Consider the following 16982-nt stretch of genomic DNA (forward strand, 5'->3'; position numbering starts at 1 on the left):
ATCAAGAATACGTTGCCTTACAGGCCAACACAGACATATTTCATTTCTAAGTATTCATCCATGCCGTAGACGCTGCCTTCGCGTCCAAGCCCTGATTGCTTAATGCCGCCAAACGGTGCAACTTCATTGGAGATAAGACCGGTATTAACACCGACGATGCCATATTCCAATGCTTCAGCCACTTTCCAGATGCGACCAATGTCACGGCTATAGAAGTAAGATGCCAAGCCAAATTGACTGTTATTGGCTAATTTAATAACTTCTTCATCGGATTCAAAAGGAATTACCGGCGCTACGGGACCAAAGGTTTCCTCTGAAGTGATGAGCATTTCTTTCGTGACGTTCGCCAAGATAGTGGGCTCGTAGTAGTTTTTGCCTGGCACGGAAGCTTTGCCGCCCGCAATGAGTTTGGCGCCTTTACTAATGGCGTCTGCAACGTGCTTCTCCACCTTCTCCAGGGCTGCGGTCTCAATAAGTGGTCCTTGAGTCACGCCAGACTCCATACCATTCCCCACCTTAATGGCGGCAATTGCTTTGGCAAATTTTTCTACAAAGACATCTTGTATTTTTTTATGAACATAGAAGCGATTGGCGCATACACACGTCTGCCCAGAATTTCTAAACTTGGAACTCATGGCGCCACTAACGGCCGCATCAATGTCAGCATCTTCAAAAACAATAAAGGGTGCGTGACCGCCTAACTCAAGTGCTAATTTCTTGACTGTGGGTGCGCACTGTTCCATCAGAATTCGGCCCACTTCTGTGGATCCTGTAAAGGAGAGGTGGCGAACAGTAGGTGAGGAACACAGTGTTTTACCAATCACAATCGATTGATTTGCATCTGCAGTCAAAATATTAATCACGCCATGAGGAATGCCGGCACGCTCTGCCAACTCTGCCAGCGCTAAGGCGGACAAAGGGGTAAGCTCTGCAGGCTTGATCACAATCGTGCAGCCAGCTGCAAGTGCTGGTGCAATTTTGCGAGTAATCATCGCAATCGGAAAGTTCCATGGGGTAATCGCAACGCAAACACCAATCGGTTGCTTTAGGACCATGAGACGTTTATCACTCCAGGTGGTACTAGGGATTGCGCCTGATACACGTTTTGCTTCTTCGGCAAACCATTCCACAAATGAGGCGCCGTAAGCAACTTCACCAGCAGCTTCAGCAAGTGGCTTGCCTTGCTCTACAGTCATCAGCGTTGCTAGATCTTGTGTGTTGGCGATGATGAGGTCGAACCATTGACGCATGATCTGCGCGCGTTCTTTGCCAGTCTTAGCGCGCCATGCTGGAAGTGCATGTTCAGCAGCGCTAATTGCCAACTCAGCATCTTTGCTAGTTAGATTGGAAACTTGTGCAATCAATTCATCAGTTGCTGGATTGGTGACCGCAAAAGTTTTGCTATCAGATGCTGTATGCCATTTACCGTTGATATAGGCTTCTTCTTTAAATAGGCTGGAGTCTTTGAGTAGTGTGCGGATATCGATTTTTTGCATGGTGAGCTTGCCAATATTAGGTCTGTGACGAGTAAAAACGGGTCAATAAATAATATTCTTATTCTATTCCTGAACAAAAGAAAAAGCCTCCAAGCTGAGGGCTAGGAGGCTGGGGATTATTGCTAGTAAAGGCTGTTTAGTTCGCTTTAGTTTCAGCGCTGCGTAGCTTTTGGGCCAATAGGTCTAAAACACCGTTAACGTATTTATGACCGTCAGTGCCACCAAAGGTTTTGGCCAGTTCAACGGCTTCGTTGATAGCCACTTTGTAGGGTACTGAGAGGTCTGCAGCTAGCTCATAAGTGCCAATGAGAAGGGCTGCATGCTCTACTGGAGACAGTTCATTTATTGGGCGATCTAAAGCCGGGGTAATGATGGCTTCTAATTCATCGGCACGATTTAAAACGCCTTCGAAAATGCCTTGAAAGAGTTCTAGCTGGCAGCGACGAAAAGCTGGGTCTTCAGCAAGTTGCTTCGCGATTGCAGCGCTATTGGGTAAGCTGCCCGCACGACGCATTACCAAGCTTTGATAAACGCCTTGTAGAGCGTATTCCCGGGCGCGACGACGAGGCGTCAGAGAGCGCTTTGGTGCTGCTGGCTGCGCATCTTTTGCCGCTTGGGTGTTTGAAGGCGTAAGAGGAGGTTTAGGCATGTCAGTCATTACGCTTCACTAGGGGGGTTAATTTCAATATCGATATCTGGTGTGAGAGCTAATGCCAGATTGGCCATCTCAACTACGGCTTTAGCGCAGTCAGCGCCTTTTACATTGACACGAACTTGGGCTTGCTCATCGGTGTCGCAAGTTAACACGCCATTGGCAATTGGTAGACCAGATTCAATCGAGATGCGCGTAATGCCAGCAGCAGACTCATTTGAAACCAACTCAAAGTGATAGGTCTCGCCACGAATGACTGCACCTAAAGCCACCAAACCATCAAACTCACCAGTCTCAGCGAGTTTTTGTAATGCAAAAGGAATTTCTAGTGCACCAGGAACAGTAACCAATTTGATGTCTGATTGTGAAACACCTAAGTTGATGAGCTCATGAATGCAAGCAGTAGTTAAGGCGACGCAATGATCTTCATTGAATCGAGCTTGCACGATAGCAATACGTAAATCTTGGCCATTCAGATCTGCTTCTAGTACGCCAACAAAGTCATTGTTTGAATTAGTCATGATATTTTTTTAAAGAATTAAGGCTGATAAGGGGTATAGCCAGTCACTTCAAGCTTATAACCTGAAAGACTTGGAACGGGGCTAGGGTTAGCAAGCAAGCGCATTTTGCCAACGCCGATGTCCTTGAGAATTTGAGCGCCAATGCCATAGCTTCTGAAGTCTGTCTTACGAGCCAAAGGCTTTTGTACATCACCTTGAGATTGATTGAGTTTTTGAAATTGAGCAAGCCAATCTTCATTATTAGGCGCGGCAATCCCGGCTGCATTGAGTAAGACGGCAACACCTGCAGGCGCTGCGGCAATCTTTTGCAGGGCTTGAGCTAGCGGCCAAGAGTGTGTACTGATTTGAGAATCCAAGAAATCTAACACTGTCACTGGCTCATGAACGCGCACGAGTGTCTCTTGGGCTTCAGAAGGTTTGCCATGAACTAGGGCGATATGCATGCATGAGCTTGGGGTATCGCGATAAACAATACCTTCGAACTTGCCCCAAGGTGTAGTGAATTCACGAGTACCTTCGCGCACCACAATACTTTCGTGTTGGCTGCGATATTGAATGAGATCGGCAATGCTGCCAATCTTGAGTTGATGTTCTTTGGAAAACTCTAACAAGTCTGGCAGACGAGCCATGCTGCCATCGTCTTTCATGATTTCGCAAATCACAGATGTTGGTGAGCAACCCGCCATGGACGCAAGATCGCAACCAGCTTCGGTATGTCCTGAGCGAATTAATACGCCACCAGGTTGTGCCATTAAAGGGAAGATATGGCCAGGCTGAACTAAATCACTTGGCTTGGCATTGGGCGCAACTGCCGTTTTAATTGTCAGAGCGCGATCTGCTGCTGAGATACCGGTAGTAACGCCAGTAGCAGCCTCAATGGAGACTGTGAAATTGGTGCCCATCGAAGTGCCGTTGTCCCGCACCATCAAAGGAAGGTTGAGTTGCTGACAACGCTCGCGAGTGAGGGTCAGGCAAATGAGTCCACGACCATGTTTAGCCATGAAATTAACTGCTTCCGCTGTGACATGGTCAGCAGCCAATACGAGATCGCCTTCATTTTCGCGATCTTCTTCATCAACCAGAATGACCATCTTGCCGGCGCGGAGGTCGGCAATGATTTCTTCTGTGGAGGCTAGGGTATTTGGCATAGCCCTCTATTTTAAGCTGAGGAGCCCCTCTTTGTTGGTGCTTACAGCAATATCCCCGCTTTCTGACGGTAAGAGCCTTGGCCGGCCGTTTTCATCGCCGGCAGGCATTGGGAAAATGAGGGGGTGCTCAGTCCGCTGACAAATCCCCATCATTTTCCAGGCTACCCCAAGAATGGCTTTATTTTGTTCGAGGTTTTAGTGGCCATGAGCTTGATTTTGGGCGCTTGGATGAACTTCATTCAAAGTTACCAGGCCTTGAGTTTGAAATTAACGCAACAAGAGAAGCAAAAAGCACTCGTTAGAAAGGAGCAGGATGTTTTTGAAAGTGGTCTCATGGTCAAGGGCATAAGCAATGAGTTTGCTCGAATGTCTGGTCGGACTAACTATGTGCATGCTGCTACTCAATCCGCTTCTCAAAACCAGCGCTGATTTAGTTGCCAAACAAATTCAGTATGAAAAAACGCAAGCGCTGATCGCAGAGGCTGATCGTGCGCTTGAATTAATTGGTCGGGCAATTCGGATGGCGGGTTACCAAAATATTAAAACTGCTGATAAGAAAAAAAGTCCGAAGAGAGTAAATTTGAAGGGAGTCCAATATTTAGAAGTGCAAAAAAGAACTGGCTATCGCAGCTCTGATGCATTGCTTATTCGCCATGAATTATCGGATGGCATTGATTTTGATTGCATTGGTAATACGCTTACCCAAGAGCGCACCAAAAATCATTTGGCACTGCAAGGTTTTTTAGTAAACCGACAGGCTTCGCTACCCAAGGGTGCAAAAGCTGATGGAGGGTCATTGATCTGCCAATCTTTAGATCGCCAGGGTCGTATACAAAACACTACCCTCATGAATGGCGTTGAAGGCTTATGGATAGAAGAGACGAGCCCTCCTTTAGGCAAGCCATCATCGGATCAGCGCTTATTTAAAGTTTCTTTACTTATGACTGATGGGGTCCAAGTAAATATTCGGCTTGAGCGGGTTTTTGCTACCCGAAATTTCTTGTGATTTTGGCTTGGGTTATTTCTCTATTGCTCTTGGGTTCTGCGTTGGTTGGTCAACTAGAGCGACTAGCAACTTTGCGTATCGTTGAAGTAAACAGCATAAAGGTTGCGCATGCCCATTTTGTTGTTTCAGAAAAAGCTGTCTTGCAATGCGAAGGATCTATTTCAAATTTATCAGCGCTTGTAGAAAATCACTGCTTCATAGAACCTGCAGGAAAAAATCTTTGGCGTATTACTAGCAAAGAAAAACCCTTCGTTCAAATTCATGTACGGGTAGATGAAAAATCAGGTTTAGCTAAACGCCTGAATTGGCGACAAGTATTTGAATAAACATTATCAGCATGTCTCTACTCCAGAATCTGGATTTAGCCTGCTTGAACTCATGGCGGTGGTGTTGATGATTGCCATAATGGCTGTGATCACTATGCCACTGTTGCAAGAGCAAGTAGCCGTTCGAGAAATCGATTCCATAGCGAGGCGCTTTATTGCGCATGCGCATTTTGCGCGTCAACTCGCTTTGTATCGAGGTGAGTTAGTAACGCTATCCCCACTGGCAGATCATGGTTGGGAAGGGGGTTGGGCGATTCAGAGTGGATGCGTTTCCAGAAAGCCTCCACTCCAATGCTCGGCAAAACAATGGTTGTCTCATGGTCATATTCATCCTGTTTATTTCAAGCTTGGCGGCAAGCAATTTATTGATCCCCACTCTGGCAAAAGAGGCATTCTATTTAATGCAGCAGGCGCAGCAAAAACGGCTCAGGGCGGTTTTGTGGCCAATCGCCTCATCTTGGGCCATTCGAGCCATAACAGCCTGGAGAGACACCTGATTTTGGGTAGTGGTGGGCGTTGGCGTATCTGTGACCCGGCGCGGGATGCAAAGCGCTGTCATTGAATGGTTTAATAGACCCATGTACAGCGCAGTTGACCATCAATTTATGAGCGAGGCATTGGCCGAGGCTCAAAAAGCACTTTATCTATCAAACCCTAACCCAAGGGTGGGTTGCGTCATTGTCAAGGACGGCAAGATTATTGGGCGTGGATTTACGCAGCAAGTCGGCGGCCCTCATGCAGAAATTCAGGCTTTAGCTGATGCAAAGTCGCAAGGCATTGATCCCGCAGGCGCAACCATCTACGTCACATTGGAGCCCTGTAGCCACACTGGTAGAACACCGCCTTGTGTAGATGCTTTGGTTGCGGCCAAGCCTGCAAAAGTGATTGCTGCCATGCTCGACCCCAATCCTCTGGTATCAGGTACTGGGTTGGAGAGGCTGCAAGCCGCTGGTATTGAAGTGCAGTGCGGACTAATGGAGTCTGAAGCACAAACGTTGAATCGTGGATTTATTTCTAGAATGACGCGTGGCTTGCCGTGGGTCCGCATGAAAATCGCTGCAAGTCTCGATGGAAAAACGGCATTACCCGACGGACGTAGTCAATGGATTACCGGACCATTGGCTAGGGCTGATGGTCATCACTGGCGTGCTCAGGCTTGCGCTATTGTGACTGGCGTAGGAACCGTTAAAGAAGATGATCCCTCACTCAATGTGAGAGAGGTACTGACTCAGCGCCAACCGTGGCGCGTCATCGTTGACTCTAAATTAGAGACCCCGCTAACTGCCAAAATATTAAACGATGTGACTGCGACATCAGGTGTCATCATTATGTGCGCTAGCTTGAGTAACCCCGCCATTCAAGAAAAAGCCAAAGCATTTCAAGAGCGTGGCGTTGAGGTAGTTGCTATGGCTAATGAATTTGGCAAAGTCGATTTACCAAAGCTCTTCTCTTATCTTGCTAAAGAGCGCGGCATGAATGAGGTACACATTGAGTCAGGCTTTAAATTAAATGGCTCCATGCTCAGAGAAGGCTGTGTCGATGAGCTCTTGCTGTATTACGCCCCATTCTTCATGGGCGAAGGTATTGGCATGGCTAATGTGTCAACTTCATCATTAGATCTGCGTCAGGATTGGCGGATCATGGATCAGCGCTTGTTTGGACCTGATCTGCGCTTGAGATATATTAAGAACTAAAATCTAGCCATGTTTACAGGAATCATTACTGCTGTCGGTCAAATTCAAAGCGCTCAAGCGAAGGGCGATGGTCTGCATTTAATCGTTGAGGTCCCTGCGGGCTACTTAGATGATGTTGCGCTCGGTGACAGTATTGCTATTCAGGGCGCATGTATGACGGCCACCCAATTTAAGGGCAATACATTTGCCTTGGATATTTCTCGTGAGTCACTTAATAAGACTGTTGGTCTAGATAAGGTTGGGCCAGTCAATTTAGAAAAAGCTATGCGTTTAAATGATCGTTTAGGTGGTCATTTGGTAAGCGGTCACGTAGATGGTATTGGCAACGTGGTGCACTTTTCTCAAGTGGCGCAAGATGCATATGGTTCTTGGTTACTTCGCATTGAAGCTCCAAAAGAATTAGCACCATTCCTGGCCTATAAAGGCTCTATCGTTGTGAATGGCGTGTCGTTGACGGTTAATAAAACTGAAGATAATCCAAGTGCCTGCATTGTTGACATCAACCTCATCCCTCATACACTGCAAAGTACTACTTTGGGTAAGTTGCAGCAGGGCGACGCCGTAAATCTCGAGATTGATTTAATTGCGCGTTATGTTGCGCGTATGCTGGAAGCTAAAGCCCTTTAAGCAGATTCATTTTCTGGCACTTGCTTTTCGATAGACTTCTTCTTGATTTCTTTTGCCTATTGCGATGACAAGAATAATCAATTTTCGATCGATAACCTCGTATACCAGGCGATAACCTAGGGCTTTCAGTTTTATTTTGTAGTAATTATCTAAATCACCATGAAGTTTGGCCGATTCAATTCTAGGATTATTAACTCTTTTTTCTAATTGCTTCTTAAATTGCGCTTTTATTGAGTTATCTAATTTATGCCATTCTTTTAAAGCCAGTACGTGAAACTCAAGACTATAGATCTGCAAGTTTTACCTTTACTGTTTTGCCGCCTTTTCTGGATTGAATGGTTTTAATAAGGGCGGCATCATCCACCAACTCAAGTAAAGCCTCATAGGCTTTTGCCGATAGAAGGTACGCTTCAGGTTTATTGTGATTTAAAACTGCAACAGGAAGATCGCCGGCGATCTCCATTATTTTGCTTGGATTGCGCCTTAAATCGGTCATGCTGACCGTAGTTTTAGCGTGAATTGTTTGTGTCAGATTCATAAAATTACCCATTATTTAGTGCATTATTTAGTGCATTTTAAGAAAAGTCAATCAAAAAAAGACCCTAGAGTTCTAGGGTCTAAGTCTTGGGGTTTATGTAGTTTTTATCGATAGCGAGTAGGATCGCTCACATTGGCTTGCTTAAAGCCTGCCTGCCTTAGACGGCAGGACTCACATTCACCGCAAGCTTCGCCTAAATCATTGGCTTGGTAGCAAGAAACTGTTTGGGAGTAATCAACCCCCATAGTGCTGCCTAATTGAATAATTTCAGATTTGCTTAAATTGATGATGGGGGCATGAACCCTAAAGCGATTTTCATCATTGATGGCTTCTACACCTGCTTTCGTTGCAAGGTTAGCCATGTGCTCAAACGAGGCGACATACTCAGGGCGACAGTCTGGATAACCTGAATAGTCAACGGCATTGGCGCCATAAAAAACATCGAGTCCACCAAGTGATTCTGCCCATCCTAAAGCGAGTGAAAGCAAAATCGTATTGCGTGCTGGTACATAAGTAACGGGGATCTCTTGGTCTTTGCCAGGTGTTACTGGAATGGCAATAGAAGAGTCTGTTAAGGCGGATCCGCCAAAGCGAGTGAGGTCCAAATTGACCACCTCGTGACGAATGACACCAATTTGTTTGGCGATGTGTTTTGCTGCTGCCAACTCAGAAGAGTGACGTTGTCCATAGCCCACTGACAGTGCGAACGGCGAGTAGCCCAAGTCTTTGGCTAGAGCTAAGACCGTAGTGGAGTCTAGGCCCCCAGAAAACAAGATAACGGCAGGCGCACCTGGTTTGCGTGGTGCAAGATTCTGAAATGCAGCAGACAGCTTAGACATACTTACTTGATCGCAGAAAGCAGTTGCTGCGCGTCTTTTGCTGCTTCGGTGTCAGGATATTTAGAAATAACTTCGTTAAATGTTTTCTTGGCGGCAGTTTTATTACCGTTCTCAAGCTGAGAGTTTCCTAATGTCACCATGGCACCAGGAATACGGGGGTGATTAGGGTATTTCTTAATCAGGCTTTGAAGTTGGCTAATTGCGCCAGCGTAATCTTTGTTGGCGTATTTGCTATTGCCGCTCCAATACAGCGCTAGAGGCAAGTAAGGGCTCTTAGAGTATTTATTCGCAAATGCAGAAAATCCATCGTCTGCCTTTTTAAGATTGCCCGCTTGAAAAGCTTTTAAGGCATCGTCGTAGGCTTTCTTCTCGCCAGGTTGCACTGTGCCTGAGACACCTTCAATGGTTACCGTGCGAGGCTCAAAATTACCTAGGCGCGTATCCAGATCTTGGTAATACGTTTTCTGACTGCTGGTGATGTCTTCACCTTGTTTTTCAAGCTCTTCGATTTTGCCGCGCAGCTCAGAATTATCTGCTTTGAGCTTGTCAATCTGACCTTGCAATTCCAATTGGGTGGTGGCCAAGGTTTTGCGCAACTCTAGGATGGCCTTGCGGGCTTCGTCATCTGAAAAGAGCGCCCAGGCGCTATTGGATGCGCCTAAGAAAATGACGGTAGCACTTAAACAAAACGCTCGTGAGAGCGTTTGTTTTGCAGAGTGTGAAAACATCTTCATTTAGTTCGTGATGTAAACAATGTCAGCGCGGCGATTTTCTGCCCAAGCTGCTTCAGTATCACCTTCAGCTTTAGGCTTTTCTTTACCAAAGCTTACGGCTTCCATTTGGTCATCAGAAACGCCCATCAAATTTAAAGATTTACGAACCGCATCAGAACGACGTTGGCCTAATGCCAAGTTGTACTCAGCAGTGCCGCGTTCATCAGTGTTACCTTGAATGATGATCTTCTGTTTTGGATTTGCTTTTAAGTAACTTGCATGAGCAGACAACATTTTTTGATATTTAGTTTGAACGGTGTACTCGTCAAAACCAAAGTAAACACTTTTCTCAAACAATGGGCTGCTAGGATCATTCCAAGGCTGCGAGCCAAACTTACCGCTGCCACTGCCATTAGCGCCATCAGTGTCATCTAATTTAACGCTAGAACATGCAGCCATCAAAAATGCTGTGGCGCCGATGAGAGCAAATGTCGCTGCGCGACGTGCGATAGAAATCTTCATGAATTTTCCTTTTTTCCTACAAGCCAAATAACCAATGAATTAGCAAACTCGCTCCAAAGGAGCTGATAGTTAATATTATGCCCTCAAGAATGCCAAAAGTGAGTATTTCACCCCTAAATAGGGGTGTTGTGGAGGGTTTGGGGCTTGGTGTTGCTGGACTTACTTAGTCCATAAATGGACCCCAGGATGGCTGACGGACGTCAGATCCTGGAATGCTCAACACTTGCTTAGAATTGCCGTCTACAGATACGGCCGCTAGCACACGTTTTCCACCAACTTTAGTGGAGTAGAGAACATAACGGCCATTGGCTGCAAAGGAAGGCGACTCATCGCTGCTGCCATCGGTTAAGGCCTGCGCATCACCGGTAGCTAAATTCAGAATGTAGAGGCGATAGGCGCCACCAATATTGGCGATATAAGCCAAGTATTTTCCGTCTGGAGAAATTCTTGGGGAAGTGACAAACCCTTGTTTGAAGGTAATACGTTTTGCGCCTTCAGCTTGTTCGCCTTCGGCACTCATGCGATAGATCTGTGGATTGCCGCCACGATCGCTCGTGAAATAAATATAGCGACCATCAGCTGAGTACTGCGGTTCAGTATCAATCGTGTTGCCGCGCGTTAAGCGATGCAAGCCTGTGCCATCTGCATTGATGCCATAGATCTGAGTGTTGCCATCTTTAGAAAGTGAGATAGCCAGTTTTCTACCATCGGGTGACCAAGCAGGTGCACTGTTATTTCCCTTTTGATTGGAAAGCGAAATGCGACGACCAGTAGCCAACTCGTGAACATAAATGACTGGCTTACGATCTTCAAAAGAAACGTACGCCACTTTCTTGCCATCGGGAGACCATGATGGGGAAATAATTGGCTCACCGCTATTCATCGCATTGCGAATATTTTGACCATCGGCATCTGAGATCACCAGGCGATAGCGCTTACCATCCTTAATGACATAGGACAAGCGAGTGGAGAAGACGCCACGCTCACCTAATAATTTAAAGATGATGTCATCTGCAATTTTGTGCGCTGCTGCACGCAAATTGTCAGCGCTGGAATTGAGGTTTAAGCCACCCAGGCTTTGAGATTTGCGAACATCAAACAACTTGTAATGAATCTCAAACTGAGATCCAGCGGTTTGTACAACCGAGCCCACTACTAAAGCATCAGCTCCGCGTGCTGCCCAGGATTTGTAATTGGGCGTACCTTCATCGTTCTCAACAGCATTGCCATTTTCAGTATTTTTAAAGTAACCGCTACGTGCTAAGTCTTGGCGAATAATTTCAGTAACGCTAGTAGGCAGTTTGTTCTCATCTTTAAAGCGCATAACTGCGATTGGATAAAGGGATTGACCCACGCCAGTAATTTCGATATTCATCTGCGCAAGTGCTGGTGTTGCAATACTGATGGTCAGTGCCAATACCACTGCAGATAAAGCGCAGACTTTGGAATGAAATTTGCCAATCAAATGAATTGCTAATTGCAACATGCTTTAGTCCTTGGGTTTAAAGGTCAGCTTTACTTCACGCTGTGGAATTTTGCCATTGTCATCTTTCGGCAGGCTTTCTGCACGAGATAGGGCTAATAAAACTGCACGATCCCAGCTTGCATTGCCGCTAGAGCTCAGGATGCTGGTGCTCAAGATGGCTCCATCTGGGGCCAGGCTTACTTGGATGACTGCTGCTGGATTGCCGCTCACAGATTCTGGATTAAAGACGATGAGCGGCTTTACTTTTTTAATCACCTTATCAGTCCAGCCTGGAGGCGCATTACCGCCCCCACCAACTCCGCTTCCTACTGTGCCACCGCTGCCACCTTCAGCGCCTGCTGCTGCGCGCAAGCGAGCGAGCTGATCAGCGCGCACTTTTTCTGCTGCAGCATTGGCTTTGGTTTCTGCTGGAGAGGTAGCTTTAGGGGTCTCTACTTTCTTTGGCTTTTCTGTTTCTTTTTCCTTGACCTTCTCTTTTTCTTTCGGAGGAGGTTTAACAGCTTTCGGCGTTTCTTTTAGAACTTCTTTTTTAGGAGACTCTTTTTCAACTGGCTTTTTCTTGACTGCAATATCGGCAGCCTCTCCTTTCATTTCTGTTTTGAGTTGGGGCTCTGGAGGTGTTTCTAATTGCTGAGATGCATCCCAGAGCTCAACCTCAACTCCAGAGGGGGTGCTGTTATTCCAGCTAATACCAATCATTAAAAATGCGAGCAAACCTAAATGCGCTACTAAGGAAAAAGTAAAGGCGCGTTTAGTGCTTTCTTGTTTCGTAGCACGTCCCCGCTTGAACGGAGAGAGTGGCGATTGATAAGTTTGTGCGCTAGACATTGGCAGTTCAAGCAAGCCTTAGGGCCTTACTGGGTCTTGACCGCAAGGCCAACCCGTTTGACGCCATTCTCTTTAAGTTTGGACATAACATCCATCACGGTTTCGTACTTAATGGATTTATCGGCAGCAATCACCATCGGTTGATCGGCTGATTTTTCTGCTTGCGTTCTTGCAAAGGCGCCAAGTTCAAATTTATTGAGTGTTTGTACGGGATCACCATCTTTGCGAACAATGACATTCTCGTTGGCATCGATTGTTAAAAAGATAGGGGGTAATGATTGCACCTTAGCGCCGCCAACGGTAGGCAAGTTCACGACGCCTGGATTGACCATGGGTGCAGTGACCATGAAGATCACGAGCAAAACCAACATGACGTCGATGTAAGGAACAACGTTGATGTCGGCCATTGCCCGACGTTTATTTTTTCGTAATGAAGATCCGGCCATGACGTATTCGCTTAGCGTCCTGAAGTTTGACGTTGCAAGATGTTGGTGAATTCTTCGATGAAGGTTTCAAAACGAATCGAGAGGCGATCGACATCGGTAGCTGCGCGGTTGTAGGCAACTACTGCAGGGATGGCAGCAAACAAACCAATGGCGGTTGCAATCAAGGCCTCAGCAATACCGGGGGCAACCGCAGAAAGGGTCGCGTTCTGAACGTTGGCCAAGCCGCGGAAGGAGTGCATGATGCCCCAGACGGTGCCAAAGAGGCCGATATACGGTGAGACTGAGCCAACGGATGCCAGGAAGGGCAGATTTGCCTCTAGGGCGTCCATTTCACGTTGGTAAGTGGCTTTCATGGCGCGGCGGGCAGCGTCGATTTCACGAACTTTCATGAATTCCTGCATTCCGGCCTCAAAGATATGCTCTAGAACCGCATCGCTGCGGGTATTGCGCTGGGCGGCGGCCATCAGGGTTTTGAGGTCTCCGCCAGACCAAAAGTCACGCTCAAAGCGCTCTGTATCTTGCCTAACCCCCCGTAATACGGCGGTTTTCTTGAAAATAATGGTCCAGGAGGCAACGGACATCCCTAGTAATAACAACATTACCAACTGTACTAATAGGCTGGCATTAAGGACTAGGGAGAGGAATGAGAGGTCTTGTGTAGAGGTCATGGTGGATTTTGTATGATGTAGGTTGATTTTACTAAGTTAATGAACTTAGTAATCCAATTTCATTAGGATTATCACCATGTTTGACCGTCAGAACACTTTAGCCAAAACCGACCCGCAATTGTGGGAAGCCATTCAGAACGAAAATAAGCGTCAGGAAGACCATATTGAGCTGATTGCTTCCGAGAACTACACCTCGCCAGCGGTGATGGCTGCTCAGGGCTCTCAATTGACGAATAAGTACGCTGAAGGATATCCAGGTAAGCGTTATTACGGTGGTTGTGAATTCGTAGACGTTGCTGAGCAATTGGCAATCGATCGTGTAAAGGCTTTATTTGGTGCTGAAGCTGCAAACGTTCAACCCCATTGTGGTGCGTCTGCTAACCAAGCAGTGTTCCTTGCATTCTTAAAACCTGGTGACACTTTCATGGGTATGAGTCTTGCTGAAGGTGGTCACTTGACTCACGGTATGGCACTCAACATGAGTGGTAAGTGGTTCAATCCAATCGCTTATGGCTTAGACAAGAACGAAGAAATTGATTACGAGCAAATGGAGCGTTTGGCTCGTGAGCACAAACCTAAATTAATTATTGCGGGTGCATCTGCTTACTCTAAGAAAATTGATTTTGAGCGCATCGGTAAATTGGCTAAAGAAGTCGGCGCGATATTCATGGTAGATATGGCCCACTATGCTGGCTTAGTTGCCGCCGGCGTATATCCAAACCCAGTGCCGCATGCTGACATCGTTACTTCGACTACACACAAGAGCTTGCGCGGCCCACGTGGCGGCATCATCTTGATGAAAGCGGAGCATGAGAAGGCAATTAACTCTGCAGTGTTCCCAGGCTTACAGGGTGGTCCTTTGATGCACGTCATTGCTGCTAAAGCTGTTGCATTTAAAGAGGCTACAGAGCCAGGCTTTAAGGATTATCAAAAACAAGTAGTCGCTAATGCAAAAGCATTGGCTGAGACTTTAATTGCACGTGGCCTACGCATTGTGTCTGGTGGTACAGATTCACATGTGATGTTGGTGGATTTGCGCGCCAAGAAAATGACTGGTAAAGAAGCTGAGCGTGTATTGGGCGAAGCACACATTACTTGCAACAAAAACGGTATTCCTAATGACCCAGAAAAACCAATGGTCACCAGCGGTATTCGTTTGGGTTCACCAGCAATGACTACGCGTGGATTTAAAGAAGCTGAAGCAAAACAAGTGGGTAACTTTATTGCTGATGTTTTGGATAATCCAAATGATGCAGAGAACATCGCTAAGGTGCGTGCTCAAGTTGCTGAGCTCACTAAACGTTTCCCGGTTTACGGTTAATTCTTAAAGTAAAAGAAGAGCCACATTGCGCTGCCCTTTTTGTCATAACGACGATACCCAGGTTCTCGATACCAGGGTATCGGACGAGGGCGATACGATTCGTCGTCGCCGTCGTTGCGTAAATTGCGATAAGCGGTTTACCACCTATGAGCGTGTGGAGTTGGCCTTGCCAGCTATCGTGAAGAAGAATGGCAGCCGTGTTGATTACAGTCACGACAAGTTGGCCAGCTCGCTTAAGCTAGCCCTCAGAAAGCGTCCGGTCTCATCGGACTCTGTCGATGAGTCGATTGCCCGCATCGAAGAAAAGCTGCTTAGTCTGGGTGAGAAAGAGATTCCTAGTGAGCGCGTTGGTGAGTTGGTGATGCGTGAGCTCAAGCGCCTAGATAAGGTCGCTTATATTCGTTTTGCTTCTGTCTATCGAAGCTTTGCTGACATTGAATCATTCGAAAGCGCTCTCAAAGAGCTGAAGTAGTTACACCCCTCAATACTTTCCGCAGTTATTTCTACAAGACTATTTCATCCATGTGGTTGCTTGATATATACTGTAACCAATTGATTACAATTGCATGATGTATGAAATCAAAAAAACAGATGAATTTGAAAATTGGTTTTCCGGTATTCGCGACCCATTAACGCGAGGTCGACTCCTAGCAAGACTGCGTAAGGCTTCATTAGGGAGTCTTGGGGATATAGCTTCAGTCGGTGATGGGGTGTGGGAGATGAGAGAGCATTTCGGTGCCGGCTACAGAATGTATTACGTTAGCTATCGAAGGACCATCATTCTGATGTTGGGTGGTGGATGCAAATCTACACAAATTGCTGATATTAAAAAGGTTAAGAAGTTGCTTCTAACCCTGGAGGATTAAATGAAGAGTGTTAAAAAGACCAAAGTAAAAGATTCAAAAAAATTCGATGTTGTTGACTACCTGAAGACTGAAAAAGATATTGCCGCTTATCTTTCTGCTGTTTTAGAAGATGGCGATCCTGCATTGTTTGTTGCCGCCATTGGCGATATTGCCAGAGCTAAAGGAATGACAGAGATTGCCAAGAAGAGTGGTGTTACGCGGGAGTCTTTGTATAGAGCTTTAAAAATAGAAGCTAGACCACGATTTGAAACTGTGACACGGGTGGTGCAGGCGCTAGGCATGAAACTGAGCGTTCACGCTTAATCGGAATCAGATTGACTTTGCTTTCTCGGCGCACATCATCTTAATGACGCCATCAATATCTGTTGGCTTATTCCAACCCAAAGTCTTAATCGCTTTTTCAGGATTGCCTACGCTAGATATGATCTCATTAGGGCGGAAGAAGCTCGGCTCAATTTCCACATATTTTTGCCAGTCCAAATCAAAATACTCAAAAGATTTAGCAACAAAATATTTTAAAGATTCTTTTCTGCCTGTAGCAATGACAAAATCATCTGGTTTATCGAGCTGCATCATGAGCCACATTGCTTCAACGTATTCTGGTGCCCAGCCCCAGTCACGAGAAATTTCTAAATTACCGAGTTGTAATTTATCGAGCTGACCCGCTTTAATCTTGGCAGCACCCGCAATAATCTTTTGAGTCACAAAGCGCTCAGGGCGAAGTGGAGACTCATGGTTAAAAAGAATGCCGGTACAGGCATACAGTCCATAAGATTCGCGATAACTATTGATGAGCCATTTGGCGGTAGATTTCGCGACGGCGTAAGGGCTACGTGGAGCAAAAGGAGTTTGCTCGTTTGCTGGCGTATCGCCAGTATCACCAAAACATTCGCTAGAGCCTGCGTTATAGAAGCGCACAGGTTTATTTAACAAGCGAATGACTTCCAAAATATTCAGGGTGCCAATGGCAATACTTTCAATGGCTTCGACCGGCTGATCAAATGAGAGTCCTACTGAGGTTTGACCAGCAAGGTTATAAATTTCATCAGGGGCAGTCGTCTGGATGGCATTGAAGACGCTTCTAAAGTCGTTAATAGAAACGGAAATTAATTTAACTTGAGAGCGAACACCTACGGTATTAAGGTTGTTGAATGACGAGGCCATCACATCACGTGATGAGCCTGTCACTTCATACCCTTTGGATAAGAGATGCTTCGCTAGGTAAGCACCATCTTGACCGGTAATACCGATAATTAATGCTTTTTTGGCCGCCAATTTATCGGAC

The 16982-nt window shown here is 46.2% G+C and carries 24 protein-coding genes; 10 read left to right on the forward strand and 14 right to left on the reverse strand.

Going from position 1 to position 16982, the window contains the following annotated elements; all coding sequences use genetic code 11:
• Positions 1-17 precede the first annotated feature (17 nt).
• From C2745_RS01380 to ribBA, 4 genes are all read right to left on the reverse strand, one after another.
• Complete coding sequence (locus tag C2745_RS01380) at positions 18-1496, reverse strand: NAD-dependent succinate-semialdehyde dehydrogenase (protein WP_215384565.1); 1479 nt, start codon at positions 1494-1496, stop codon at positions 18-20.
• A 136-nt stretch (positions 1497-1632) separates the two neighbouring features.
• Positions 1633-2145: a transcription antitermination factor NusB gene (gene nusB / locus C2745_RS01385; protein WP_215384566.1), complete on the reverse strand. Its 513-nt coding sequence runs from the start codon at positions 2143-2145 to the stop codon at positions 1633-1635.
• 8 nt (positions 2146-2153) lie between these two features.
• Positions 2154-2669, reverse strand: a complete 516-nt coding sequence (gene ribH / locus C2745_RS01390; RefSeq protein ID WP_215384567.1) for a 6,7-dimethyl-8-ribityllumazine synthase — start codon at positions 2667-2669, stop codon at positions 2154-2156.
• 17 nt (positions 2670-2686) lie between these two features.
• The gene (ribBA, locus tag C2745_RS01395) at positions 2687-3817 is read right to left on the reverse strand and encodes a bifunctional 3,4-dihydroxy-2-butanone-4-phosphate synthase/GTP cyclohydrolase II (RefSeq protein WP_215384568.1); all 1131 of its coding nucleotides are present in this window, start codon (positions 3815-3817) and stop codon (positions 2687-2689) included.
• Positions 3818-3940: 123 nt separating this feature from the next.
• Between ribBA and C2745_RS01400 the strand changes: the two genes are divergently transcribed.
• From C2745_RS01400 to C2745_RS01425, 6 genes are read left to right on the forward strand one after another with little or no spacing between them, the layout of a single operon-like run.
• Positions 3941-4246, forward strand: coding sequence for a hypothetical protein (locus tag C2745_RS01400; RefSeq protein ID WP_215384569.1), 306 nt, complete (start codon positions 3941-3943; stop codon positions 4244-4246).
• Positions 4203-4823, forward strand: coding sequence for a hypothetical protein (locus C2745_RS01405; protein ID WP_215384570.1), 621 nt, complete (start codon positions 4203-4205; stop codon positions 4821-4823). Before C2745_RS01400 ends, C2745_RS01405 begins: the two co-directional genes overlap by 44 nt.
• Complete coding sequence (locus tag C2745_RS01410) at positions 4820-5149, forward strand: hypothetical protein (protein ID WP_215384571.1); 330 nt, start codon at positions 4820-4822, stop codon at positions 5147-5149. The genes C2745_RS01405 and C2745_RS01410 overlap by 4 nt, the downstream gene beginning before the upstream one ends.
• Positions 5142-5711: a GspH/FimT family pseudopilin gene (locus tag C2745_RS01415; protein WP_251368347.1), complete on the forward strand. Its 570-nt coding sequence runs from the start codon at positions 5142-5144 to the stop codon at positions 5709-5711. The genes C2745_RS01410 and C2745_RS01415 overlap by 8 nt, the downstream gene beginning before the upstream one ends.
• Positions 5712-5727: 16 nt before the next feature.
• The gene (gene ribD / locus C2745_RS01420; protein ID WP_215384572.1) at positions 5728-6843 is read left to right on the forward strand and encodes a bifunctional diaminohydroxyphosphoribosylaminopyrimidine deaminase/5-amino-6-(5-phosphoribosylamino)uracil reductase RibD; all 1116 of its coding nucleotides are present in this window, start codon (positions 5728-5730) and stop codon (positions 6841-6843) included.
• Between the two features lie 9 nt (positions 6844-6852).
• Entirely contained in the window at positions 6853-7470 is a 618-nt protein-coding gene (locus tag C2745_RS01425) for a riboflavin synthase (RefSeq protein WP_215384573.1), read from the forward strand.
• A 6-nt stretch (positions 7471-7476) separates the two neighbouring features.
• Here C2745_RS01425 and C2745_RS01430 read toward each other — a convergent pair whose 3' ends face one another.
• The 9 genes from C2745_RS01430 to tolQ form a co-directional block, all read right to left on the reverse strand.
• Complete coding sequence (locus C2745_RS01430; protein ID WP_215384574.1) at positions 7477-7767, reverse strand: type II toxin-antitoxin system RelE/ParE family toxin; 291 nt, start codon at positions 7765-7767, stop codon at positions 7477-7479.
• Complete coding sequence (locus C2745_RS01435) at positions 7754-8008, reverse strand: type II toxin-antitoxin system prevent-host-death family antitoxin (RefSeq protein ID WP_215384575.1); 255 nt, start codon at positions 8006-8008, stop codon at positions 7754-7756. The genes C2745_RS01430 and C2745_RS01435 overlap by 14 nt, the downstream gene beginning before the upstream one ends.
• Before the next feature lie 104 nt (positions 8009-8112).
• Positions 8113-8847, reverse strand: coding sequence for a 7-cyano-7-deazaguanine synthase QueC (gene queC / locus C2745_RS01440; protein ID WP_215384576.1), 735 nt, complete (start codon positions 8845-8847; stop codon positions 8113-8115).
• A 2-nt stretch (positions 8848-8849) separates the two neighbouring features.
• Positions 8850-9581: a tol-pal system protein YbgF gene (gene ybgF, locus C2745_RS01445; RefSeq protein ID WP_215384577.1), complete on the reverse strand. Its 732-nt coding sequence runs from the start codon at positions 9579-9581 to the stop codon at positions 8850-8852.
• Entirely contained in the window at positions 9582-10082 is a 501-nt protein-coding gene (gene pal, locus C2745_RS01450; RefSeq protein ID WP_215384578.1) for a peptidoglycan-associated lipoprotein Pal, read from the reverse strand.
• A 163-nt stretch (positions 10083-10245) separates the two neighbouring features.
• Complete coding sequence (gene tolB, locus C2745_RS01455; RefSeq protein WP_371742992.1) at positions 10246-11568, reverse strand: Tol-Pal system beta propeller repeat protein TolB; 1323 nt, start codon at positions 11566-11568, stop codon at positions 10246-10248.
• 3 nt (positions 11569-11571) lie between these two features.
• Positions 11572-12396: an energy transducer TonB gene (locus tag C2745_RS01460; protein ID WP_215384579.1), complete on the reverse strand. Its 825-nt coding sequence runs from the start codon at positions 12394-12396 to the stop codon at positions 11572-11574.
• Between the two features lie 26 nt (positions 12397-12422).
• Positions 12423-12842: a protein TolR gene (tolR, locus tag C2745_RS01465; RefSeq protein WP_215384580.1), complete on the reverse strand. Its 420-nt coding sequence runs from the start codon at positions 12840-12842 to the stop codon at positions 12423-12425.
• 11 nt (positions 12843-12853) lie between these two features.
• Entirely contained in the window at positions 12854-13510 is a 657-nt protein-coding gene (gene tolQ / locus C2745_RS01470; protein ID WP_215384581.1) for a protein TolQ, read from the reverse strand.
• A 76-nt stretch (positions 13511-13586) separates the two neighbouring features.
• On the opposite strand from tolQ, the gene glyA reads away from it, so the two are divergent.
• From glyA to C2745_RS01490, 4 genes are all read left to right on the forward strand, one after another.
• A complete protein-coding gene (gene glyA, locus C2745_RS01475) occupies positions 13587-14831 on the forward strand; it encodes a serine hydroxymethyltransferase (RefSeq protein WP_215384582.1) in 1245 nt (414 codons plus the stop codon).
• Between the two features lie 25 nt (positions 14832-14856).
• Positions 14857-15303, forward strand: coding sequence for a transcriptional regulator NrdR (gene nrdR, locus C2745_RS01480; RefSeq protein WP_215384583.1), 447 nt, complete (start codon positions 14857-14859; stop codon positions 15301-15303).
• A gap of 97 nt (positions 15304-15400) precedes the next feature.
• Positions 15401-15697: a type II toxin-antitoxin system RelE/ParE family toxin gene (locus tag C2745_RS01485; RefSeq protein WP_215384584.1), complete on the forward strand. Its 297-nt coding sequence runs from the start codon at positions 15401-15403 to the stop codon at positions 15695-15697.
• Positions 15698-16000, forward strand: coding sequence for an addiction module antidote protein (locus C2745_RS01490; RefSeq protein ID WP_215384585.1), 303 nt, complete (start codon positions 15698-15700; stop codon positions 15998-16000).
• A gap of 6 nt (positions 16001-16006) precedes the next feature.
• Here the strand turns inward: C2745_RS01490 and C2745_RS01495 are convergent, their stop codons facing one another.
• Positions 16007-16972, reverse strand: a complete 966-nt coding sequence (locus C2745_RS01495) for a GDP-mannose 4,6-dehydratase (protein WP_215384586.1) — start codon at positions 16970-16972, stop codon at positions 16007-16009.
• Positions 16973-16982: the final 10 nt, after the last annotated feature.

It is taken from the genome of Polynucleobacter sp. AP-Kolm-20A-A1 (assembly GCF_018688315.1).
In the GTDB taxonomy this organism is placed as follows: Bacteria; Pseudomonadota; Gammaproteobacteria; order Burkholderiales; family Burkholderiaceae; genus Polynucleobacter.